This is a genomic window from Streptomyces sp. UW30, from assembly GCF_008042075.1.
GTDB lineage: Bacteria > Actinomycetota > Actinomycetes > Streptomycetales > Streptomycetaceae > Streptomyces.
This window is the reverse complement of sequence record NZ_RDBN01000037.1, coordinates 1,980,732-1,990,225: the sequence shown is the minus strand read 5'-3', so window position 1 is coordinate 1,990,225 and position 9,494 is coordinate 1,980,732. Positions and strand designations below refer to the sequence as shown.

The 9,494-nt window shown below is 72.7% G+C and carries 7 protein-coding genes; 2 read left to right on the top strand and 5 right to left on the bottom strand.

Features of this window, described 5'->3' with window-relative positions; genetic code table 11:
* Nucleotides 1-105: 105 nt before the first annotated feature.
* From EAO75_RS27860 to EAO75_RS27845, 4 genes are all read right to left on the bottom strand, one after another.
* Nucleotides 106-576 (bottom strand): DUF6099 family protein, encoded by a 471-nt coding sequence (locus tag EAO75_RS27860; protein WP_147998107.1) that lies wholly within the window; start codon nucleotides 574-576, stop codon nucleotides 106-108.
* Nucleotides 577-773: 197 nt separating this feature from the next.
* The gene (locus tag EAO75_RS27855; protein WP_147997747.1) at nucleotides 774-1,100 is read right to left on the bottom strand and encodes a nucleotide pyrophosphohydrolase; all 327 of its coding nucleotides are present in this window, start codon (nucleotides 1,098-1,100) and stop codon (nucleotides 774-776) included.
* Nucleotides 1,097-2,341 carry an AAA family ATPase gene (locus EAO75_RS27850; RefSeq protein ID WP_147997746.1) on the bottom strand — a complete coding sequence of 415 codons (1,245 nt, stop codon included), beginning with the start codon at nucleotides 2,339-2,341 and terminating at the stop codon, nucleotides 1,097-1,099. Before EAO75_RS27850 ends, EAO75_RS27855 begins: the two co-directional genes overlap by 4 nt.
* A gap of 85 nt (nucleotides 2,342-2,426) precedes the next feature.
* On the bottom strand, nucleotides 2,427-2,816 hold the full coding sequence (locus tag EAO75_RS27845; RefSeq protein WP_187284589.1) for a cell division protein SepF: 390 nt from the start codon (nucleotides 2,814-2,816) through the stop codon (nucleotides 2,427-2,429).
* A gap of 339 nt (nucleotides 2,817-3,155) precedes the next feature.
* On the opposite strand from EAO75_RS27845, the gene EAO75_RS27840 reads away from it, so the two are divergent.
* Together EAO75_RS27840 and EAO75_RS27835 are read left to right on the top strand one after the other, a co-directional pair.
* A complete protein-coding gene (locus EAO75_RS27840; protein ID WP_410092490.1) occupies nucleotides 3,156-7,103 on the top strand; it encodes a molybdopterin-dependent oxidoreductase in 3,948 nt (1,315 codons plus the stop codon).
* A 125-nt stretch (nucleotides 7,104-7,228) separates the two neighbouring features.
* Nucleotides 7,229-8,926, top strand: coding sequence for a hypothetical protein (locus EAO75_RS27835; protein ID WP_147998105.1), 1,698 nt, complete (start codon nucleotides 7,229-7,231; stop codon nucleotides 8,924-8,926).
* On the opposite strand, the gene EAO75_RS27830 is transcribed toward EAO75_RS27835, so the two are convergent.
* Nucleotides 8,904-9,422 carry a YceI family protein gene (locus EAO75_RS27830; protein WP_147997744.1) on the bottom strand — a complete coding sequence of 173 codons (519 nt, stop codon included), beginning with the start codon at nucleotides 9,420-9,422 and terminating at the stop codon, nucleotides 8,904-8,906. The genes EAO75_RS27835 and EAO75_RS27830 overlap by 23 nt on opposite strands.
* Nucleotides 9,423-9,494: the final 72 nt, after the last annotated feature.

Here is a 9,494-nt window from a genome sequence, read left to right as displayed (position 1 = left end):
CCCCCAGACCCCCGCATCGGCCCTGAACGGGCCTCGTCCTCAAACCCCGGACGGGCTGAAAGATGCCGGCCGGCACCGAGAGGCGAAGCCGCCCGCCGCAAGCCCCTACCCCGCCTCCCGCTCCGCCAGCACCTGGTCCCGGTCCGCCAGTCTCCGCTGCATCTCCAGGACCCGGTCCCGGGACTCGTCCGCCGCATCGATGGCCTCCATGCACTGCCAGTACCTCGCCTCGTCGTCCGCGGCGCTGGCCACGCCGACGAGGGCTATGCCGACCTCGCCCAGCAGGCTCCCCAGCTGCATCAGCGCCTGCCGCGCGTCGCCCAGCTCGGTGAGCTGGGCCGCGCGTAAGTCGCCGTCCGCCAGAACCGGTGTGTCCAGGACCCCGCAGCCGCGTCCCGCCAGCTCCGTCAACCCCAGTGCCTCGCCGCGCAGTTCGGGCGGGCCGAAGACCGCCAGCCTGCTGCCCATCGCCTGAGCCAGGGCCTGCGCCTGCCACACCTCGGTCATGATTTCCGGCGCGCCCCCACTTCCCGCCAGCGCACGCCTGCTCGTCACGATGAGCCGCACCGCGTCCATCCGCAGTCCCCGTCTGTCCGACGCGCTGCCCACGCGTCCGCCTGAACTCCCTTGTTCACTACCCAGCGTGAAGGGCCCTGAGACGAAAAGCCAGGGGAAGACGGAAATCTGTGGACAACTTTTCGGTTGCGGTCAGCTGAATGGATACGGAGAGTTAAAGCGGACGACGTCCTTCACTGCGCGCCCCCCAACCCCTCCTAGGGCGCGGGAAACCTCCGCTCGTTGCGGTCGATCTTCGCGTCCAGCGCAGCCAGCACATCGATCCCGAGCACCTCACAGAGCTGCAACAGGTACGCCAGCACGTCCGCGACCTCATCCGTCACGCGTGCCGCGGTGTCCGCGTCGTCCATGACCCGCGCCGACTCCTCCGGCGTCAACCACTGGAAGATCTCCACGAGTTCGGACGCCTCGACGCTGAGCGCCGCGGCGAGGTTCTTCGGCGTGTGGTACGGCTGCCAGTTGCGCGCGGCGGCGAACTCGGCCAGCCTGCGCTGCAGCCCGGCCACGTCAAGGGGTTCGGTCACGGCTCCAGGTGTACCACCGTCACGCCGTCCATCCCGGCCGGCCCCGACGCGTCGCTCACGGCCCCGAGCAGGCGGATGTGCCCCCGCTCGCACATCCGGGCCGCCAGCCCCGTCAACTCCCGCAGCTGCGCGGGGTCCAGTCCCCGGTCGAGCCCGTCGGCCAGCACGGTCAGCGTCTGCATCGCCGCGGGCACCTCCCCCGCCTGGTCGACCTCCAGCACGCCGGGCCCCGTCAGAAGCACCAACGACAGCGCGAGATAGCGCAGTTCACCGTCCCCCAGCCGGCCGAGCTCCGTGCGCACCCCGTCTCCGCGGTCGAGCACGCCCCGTACCGTCCCGTCCCCCAGCACCTCGGCGACGACGTCCGCCACCTCCCCCGCGCACCCTGTCCGGGCCGCGGCGACGAGCCGCCCATGGCGTTGCCCGCACTCGGCCCGCGTCCGCCACAGCACTTCGGCGAGGTTGTCGCACCCGGCGAGCAGCCGGCCGGACCCGACCGGCACCGGGGTCCGCATCCGCTCGGGCCGTGGGTCGCAGGCGAACACCGACCTCAGCGCCACCACCATCTGCTCCGCGGCGGCGAGCACCCGCCGCTGCCCGTCCGTCGTGCCGGCCACCCGCAGCGGCAACAGCGCGGTACCGAGCCGGTCGTCGGGCAGCGGCGCCCGCGTCACCGGCGACTGACCGGCCGTGTGCCAGGCGGCCTGCACGAAGGGCCGGCTCGGATCACGCAGGGCGGTCTCCAGCAGTACGAGACCGTCCGCGCTCAACCGCTCCCCCACGATCCGCAGTTCGGGCTCGGCCTGCGCGGCGACATCGAGCCGGACCGGCCCCTCGGGACCATCCGCCGTGCACCCGATACGGAAACCGCGCCGCCGCTGGGCATCGGGCCGCGCCCGCTCCGGAACGTGGGCCACCGGATCCGGGAACACCTCGCCGACCCCGGCGCCCCCACCGAGCCGGGCCAGCGCCTCGTAGGCCCGCAGGGCACTCGTCTTCCCGCACCCGCTCGGCCCGGCGAGGAGGGTGAGCGCCCCGAGCGGGAGCGCGGCCCGTCGATGCCGGGCGAAGGCGGACAGCCGCAGTTCGGTCAGCCGGGGCCGGCGGGGAGGCAGCGCGGCGCCGACGGGGTCCGCCGTACCGGACTCGCCTGCCCGGCGTTCCGGGGTCGGATCACCCCCGCGGCGTCCCTGGAACGGCACAGTCACGGCATCGGCAGCAGACACGAACGACACGCCCATGTCCGGACCGTAGGCCCCCGGCCGGCGGGCGAACCGTTCCACCCGCGAGCCCTTCCCACGATCGGGCGACCGCCCGCCCGGCGTCTCAGGTGCCGGGGACCCCGGCGCCTTCCATCAAGCCGCTCACCTCGGTGCCGGGCGGCGTCAGCAGGAACACGTTCCGGTCCACCCGGTGCATCCCGCTGCCCAGCCCGAAGACGACCCCGGTGCTGAAGTCGAGGACGCGCTTGGCGACCTCGTTCTCCGCCCCGGTCAGGTCCAGGAGCACCGGGATCCCCGCCATCAGCGTCTCGGCGACGTCGCGGGCGTCTCCGAAGACGTTGACCCGCAGGACGACGAAACGGCGGCGGGGTTCGGTCGCCGCCTCGGGCATCGCGCGATGGTCCACCGCCGACGGCCAGGCGTCACGGCCGCGTAGCGGCACGACCTGGGCAAGCCCTTCCCACTGTTCATCGGTGACGTCGTGGCTGTTCACCGGCTCCCCCCGCCTTGACTCGCCTTCAATTCCTGCACCGGCCAATTCTTACGCCAAGTCACCCGTTCGGCCCAACAGCGACACGATGCGCGACCGCCCCACACGCCGCACATCGCGCCACCGCAAGGCCCTCACATCGCGAGACGGGCTGCTGTGTGTCCTACGTAACTCCTCATGATCAAGGGATGTGACATCGACGTAACGGGCAATTCGTACGCTCCAGACACCACCCCGACCGCCGGAGAAGGGCAGCGCGTGACCTCGACCAGCTCCACGTCCCAGATCCGGACGGTCTGCGCGTACTGCGGGGTCGGCTGCGGAATCCTGCTGGACGTCGGGATGGGGCCCGACGGGCGGCGTACGGTCCTGAAGGCGTCCGGAGACAAGGCGCACCCGGCGAACGCGGGCCGGCTGTGCACGAAGGGCGCGACGACCGCCGAGATGCTCGCCGCACCCGGGCGGCTGACGACCGCGCTGGTCAGGGGCGACCGGGGTGAGGAGCCCGCGGCGGCGCCGATGGCCGACGCGATCGGCCGGACCGCGGGCCGACTCCGGGCGATCATCGACGAGCACGGGCCGGACGCGGTCGCCTTCTATGTCTCCGGGCAGATGAGCCTGGAGGCCCAGTACCTGGCGAACAAGCTGGCCAAGGGGTTCGTGCGCACCAACCAGATCGAGTCGAACTCCCGGCTGTGCATGGCGAGCGCGGGGGCCGGTTACAAGCTGTCGCTCGGCGCCGACGGGCCGCCCGGCTCGTACGAGGACTTCGACCACGCGGACGTCTTCCTCGTCATCGGCTCGAACATGGCCGACTGCCACCCCATCCTCTTCCTGCGGATGATGGAGCGGGTCAAGGCGGGCGCGAAGCTGATCGTCGTCGATCCGCGGCGCACCGCCACCGCCGCCAAGGCCGACCTCTTCCTCCAGATCGAGCCGGGCACCGACCTCGCCCTGCTCAATGGTCTGCTGCGGCTGCTCGTCGAGAACGGTCACACCGACCCCGGCTTCATCGCCGCCCACACCGAGGGCTGGGAGGCGATGCCCGCCTTCTTCGCCGACTACGGGCCCGGCGCCGTCGCGGAGGTCACCGGTCTCGCCGAGGACGACATCCGCGCCGCCGCCCGGCTGATCGGCGAGGCGGGCGAGTGGATGAGCTGCTGGACGATGGGGCTCAACCAGTCCACACACGGCACCTGGAACACGAACGCCCTGGTCAACCTGCATCTGGCCACCGGCGCCATCTGCCGCCCGGGCTCCGGGCCCTTCTCCCTGACCGGGCAGCCCAACGCCATGGGCGGCCGTGAGATGGGCTACATGGGGCCGGGACTGCCCGGGCAGCGCTCCGTCCTGGTCGAGGCCGAGCGGGACTTCGTCGAGGAGCTGTGGGAGGTGTCGCCGGGCACCCTGCGCGCCGACGGGGTCGGCAAGGGGACCGTCGAGATGTTCCGGAAGATGGCCGACGGCGAGATCAAGGCCTGCTGGATCATCTGCACCAACCCGGTCGCCTCGGTCGCGAACCGCCGTACGGTCATCGAGGGGCTGGAGGCCGCCGAGTTCGTCGTCACCCAGGACGTCTTCGGCGAGACCGAGACCAACGCGTACGCCGATGTCGTGCTGCCCGGCGCGATGTGGACCGAGGGCGAGGGCGTCTTCGTCAACAGCGAGCGCAATCTCACGCTGACCCGGCCGGTCGCGGACCCGCCGGGCGAGGCGATGGCCGACTGGCGGATCATCGCGGCCGTCGCGTGTGCGATGGGGTACGAGAAGGGGTTCTCGTACGACAGTGCCGAGGACGTCTTCGAGGAGATTCGGCGGGCCTGGAACCCGGTGACGGGCTGGGATCTGCGCGGGGTGACCTACGAGCGGCTGCGGGCGACGCCCGTGCAGTGGCCGGCGGCCGACTTGGACGGGCCCGAGCGCAATCCGATCCGGTATGTCGAGGCGGACGGCGGGCTGCGGTTCCCGACCCCGAGCGGGCGTGCCGTCTTTCACGCGCGGCCGCACATGCCGGCCACAGAGATGCCGGACGACGACTATCCCTTCGTCCTGAACACCGGGCGGGTGCAGCACCAGTGGCACACGCTGACGAAGACCGGGAAGGTCGCCAAGCTGAACAAGCTGAACCCGGGGCCGTTCGTGGAGGTGCACCCGCGGGACGCGCGGGAGTTGGGCATCGGCGACGGGGACCGGGTGGAGGTCGCCTCGCGGCGGGGGCGGGCGGTGCTGCCGGCCGTCGTGACGGATCGGGTGCGGCCGGGGGGCTGCTTCGCGCCGTTCCACTGGAACGACCTGTTCGGGGAGTATCTGAGCGTCAACGCGGTGACCAGCGACGCGGTGGACCCGATCTCCTTCCAGCCGGAGTTCAAGGTGTGCGCCGTGTCCCTGACGAGAGTGGCTGCTCCGGCGGCTCCCGTGTCGCCGGGGCCGGTGGAGGCGCTGACGCCGACGGCCGTCACGCCCGGCCCGGCCGGTGCCTTCGGTCTGGAACCCGCGCCGCCGCCCGTCCTGACCGCGCAGGAACGCCTGTATCTGACCGGCTTCCTCGCCGGCATCGAGACCGGCGCGCCCGGCATCCCTGTCCTGCCGCCGGACGCGCCCTTCAGCCCCGAGCACGCGACGTGGGTCAACGGCGTCCTCGCCGGCCTGTACTCACGGTCGGCGAGCGCCCCCGCCGCGGTGGACCGGCCCGGCCGTGAGGTCGTCGTGCTGTGGGCCTCGCAGACCGGCAACGCCGAGGAGTTCGCCTCCGCCACCACCGAGCGGCTCGGCGCGGCGGGGCACCGGGCCACCCTGGTCGGCATGGACGAGGCCGATGTCGGCACCCTCGCCCGCACCGCCGACCTGCTCTTCATCACCAGCACCTTCGGCGACGGCGACGCACCCGACAACGGCTCCGGCCTCTGGGACACGCTGACCGACGAGGGGGCTCCACGGCTGGACGGGGTGCGGTACGCCGTGCTGGCCTTCGGCGACTCGTCGTACGACGACTTCTGCGGGCACGGACGCCGCCTCGACGCACGGCTCGACGAACTGGGCGGGGTGCGCCTGGCTCCGCGTACGGACTGCGAGCCGGACTACGAGCCGTCCGCGGGGGACTGGCTGGACCAGGTCCTCACGGCGCTGGGCGGCGCCGCGCAGGCGCCCGCCGTCGAGCGGCCGAGGTCCCGGCCGAAACCCGCCCCCACCGCCGCCCGCCTGGCCGGCAACCGGCTGCTCAGCCGGCCCGGCGCGGGCAAGGAGGTGCGCCGGTTCACGTTCGACACGAGCGGGACCTCGCTGACGTACGAGGCGGGCGACGCGCTCGGCATACGGCCGGTCAACTCGCCCGCGCTGGTGGAGGAGTGGCTGGCGGTGACCGGCGTCGACGGCAGGGCGGCGGTACAGGTGGACGGCGTCGGCGCGACCTCCTTCGCCGAGGCCCTGCACCGGCACCTCGACATCACGAGGATCACCCCGGACCTGCTCCGCTTCGTCGCCGAACGCGTCCGCGACGACCGGGAGTTGCGCAGGCTGCTGCGGCCCGACAACAAGGACGGGCTGGCGCGGTGGAGTTGGGGCCGGCAGGCCGTGGACGTCGTCGCCGAGCACCCGGTGCGGGCGGGCGCCGGGGAATGGGCCGGGGTGCTGAAGAAGCTCCAGCCGCGCCTGTACTCCATATCGTCCAGCCCGCTCGTCGACCCTCACAGCGTCTCCCTGACGGTCTCCGTGGTGCGGTACGAGAACCTGCACGGGCGAGAGCGCGGCGGGGTCTGCTCGCCCTTCCTCGCCGACGCCGGGCCGGACACGGAAGTGCCGGTGTTCGTGCAGCCTTCCCCGCATTTCCGGCCGCCCGCGGACGCCTCCACGCCGATGGTGATGGTCGGGCCGGGTACGGGTGTCGCGCCCTTCATCGGCTTCCTCCAGGAGCGGCGCGCGCTGGGGCACCGGGCGCCCAACTGGCTGTTCTTCGGAGAGCAGCACCGGGCCGGCGACTTCTACTACGAGGACGAGCTGACCGCGCTGCTCGACGAGGGCGGCCTCACCCGTCTCGACACGGCCTTCTCCCGCGACCAGCGCAACAAGGTCTACGTCCAGGACCGGATGCGCGAGCACGGCCCCGAGCTGTGGCGGTGGCTGCAGGACGGCGCCCACTTCTACGTCTGCGGGGACGCCTCGCGCATGGCGAAGGACGTGGACCGGGCGCTCAGGGACATCGCGGTCGCGCACGGCGGGCTGGAGGAGGCCGAGGCGTCGGCGTACGTGAAGCAGCTGGCGGCGGCGAAGCGGTACGTGCGGGACGTCTACTGACCCCGTCCCCGCGATCCCGGTGGCTCTTCTCACCCGCCTCACACCGGACTCTTCACCTCCCTCGCCGCCTCGCTCACCAGGGCTGATTACCGTCCGGTGGCGTGCAGTCGGCAGAACAGCAGGCGGTGAATACGGTCCGGCGGACGCAGTCGTCGGCTACGGACGCGGTCCCGGAGCCGCCCGCCCAGTGGCATCGCGTCCTGACCCTCCTCGCGAACATCGCTCTCTTCGTCGGTACGCGCGCCGTCTGGACGCAGGCGGCGAGCCACCGTCTCGTCGTGGCCGCGGTCATCTCCGCCTGCTACGCCTCGATCCTGGTGTGCGGCGTGCTGGCGCCGGTCGTGCGGCGGGCGCGGTCGCTGGCCCGCGTGGACCTCTGCGTGCTGTCGACCGCCGTGACGCTGACGCTGTGCGCGTGGGCGATGAACCACGGCGCCGGCGACGAGGCGATGCTCACGACCCAGGCCGCCCGCGAGCTGGTCGCCGGGCACCCCGTCTACGGGCAGCCGTGGCCCTGGCTGTTCGGCCACGGCGTCGCCCTCACCCCGACGGTGACGGGCGGCTACGACCTCACGTACGGCTATCCGCCGCTGGCCCCGCTGCTGACCGCGCCGCTGCTGTGGCTGGGGCACGGTGCCCTGCCCGCGACGGTGGTGAGTACGGCGGCCCTTCTGGCCGGCACCGTCGCACTGTGGCGGATGCTGCCCACACCGTGGCGGTCGGCGGCGACCATGGTGTGCCTCGGTTTCGGCTTCCTGCCTTCCTACGGCCGCCTCGGCTATCCGGCGATCGTGGCGCTGGCCCTGCTGGTACCGGTGGTGGTGCGGTGGCCGCGGATCGGGCAGGGCGGGCGGCTCGGGGCCRGCGGGCTGGCGCGGGCGGCGTGTCTGGGGGCCGCGTGTGCGGCGCAGCAACTGCCGTGGTTCCTCGCGCCGTTCCTGCTGGCCGGGATCTACGCCGTGCGGCGCGGGGAGCTGGGGTCGCGGGCGGCGGCGCTGGTGGTGGCGCGGATCGCCGGTGCCGCCGGGGTGGTGTGGCTGCTGATCAACACGTACTTCATCGTGAGCGAGCCGGGCACCTGGGTACGGGGCATAGCGCTGCCGCTGACGCAGGGTGCGGTGATCCACGGGCAGGGCGTGGTGGGCATTTCGCTGTACTTCACCGACGGCAGTGACCGGCTCGACTGGTACGCGCACGCGAGCATGCTGCTGGCGGCGGGGCTGCTCGCGGTGTTCGTGCTGTTCGTACGGCGGCTGGGGCCCGCGGCGACCGTCCTGCCGTGGTGCGTGTTCTTCCTGGCGACGCGTTCCCAGGATGGCTACTACCTGATGATGACGCCGCTGTGGCTGGCGGCGGCGGTCACCGCGCCGGCGCCGGAGTTCGCCGCCGCCTGGCAGCCGCGCCCGCGGGTGCTGTACCGGCGCCCGGCACGGATCGCGGCGGTCGCGCTCCTGCTCGCGCCGGCCCTGGGGAGCGCGCTCTGGGCGGCGACGGGGACGCCTGCGCTGGGCATGCGGGTGGCGTCGGTGCGCCGGGCGACGCCGACGGCCGTGTCCCGCCTCGCTGTCGAGGTCACCAACACGGGCGCCGTCGCCCTCGCACCCCACTTCACGCTCACCACGGGCCAGGGCCTGGGCCGGTACTGGACGGTCGTACGGGGCCCGGCCGAGCTGCCCGCCCATGCGACGGCGCGCTATGAGCTCCGGCCGCCCGCGGGGAGGTTCGTCCTGCCGCGTCCTGGCGTACGGATCCGGCTGCGGGCCTTCACGGCCGTACCGCAGACGCTGTCGAGCGCCGACGTCAGGCTGCGGCCGTCCGCGTGAAGCGGAGCGTGCCGGTGACCGTGGTGAGGCCGCGCATCATACCGAGCTGGTTCCAGCTCATGCCGAACTGCTCGCGGTCCACGGTGAACTCGGCCTCCAGGGTGAGCGAGCGGTCGTCGGTGCCGACGAGGCGGGCGGTGACGGACGTGGGGCGGCTGATGCCGCGCACGGTGAGCTGACCGACGACGTGCACCTCGTCGCCGTCGCGCAGCTCGGCGCTGCGGACCGAGAAGGTGATCTCGGGGTGGTTGGCGGCGTCGAAGAAGTCGGCGGAGCGCAGGTGCTCGTCGCGCTTGGCGCTGCGGGTGTCCAGGGAGGCGGCGTCCAGGGTGATCGTGCCGACGGCGGAGCCGTCGGGCCGCACCTCGCCGTTGCCGGCGACGGCGGCGAAGGCGCCCTTCACGGTGACCAGGCCCCACATGGTCCGGTGCCGCAGGGCGACGGTGGAGGCGGTGCTGTCGAGCTGCCAGGTTCCGGTTTCGACGGCGACGGTCATGATCTTTCACTCCTGAGCATCGGGGGCATCACAGGGGTCTGCCGGGGATCTGTAGTCCAAATTTGGACGACA

Coding starts and splice junctions, on each gene's coding strand:
- EAO75_RS27860 (WP_147998107.1), bottom strand. CDS start 576: ATGGACGCGGTGCGGCTCATCGTGACGAGCAGGCGTGCGCTGGCGGGA.
- EAO75_RS27830 (WP_147997744.1), bottom strand. CDS start 9,422: ATGACCGTCGCCGTCGAAACCGGAACCTGGCAGCTCGACAGCACCGCC.
- EAO75_RS27850 (WP_147997746.1), bottom strand. CDS start 2,341: ATGGGCGTGTCGTTCGTGTCTGCTGCCGATGCCGTGACTGTGCCGTTC.
- EAO75_RS27840 (WP_410092490.1), top strand. CDS start 3,156: ATGGGGCCCGACGGGCGGCGTACGGTCCTGAAGGCGTCCGGAGACAAG.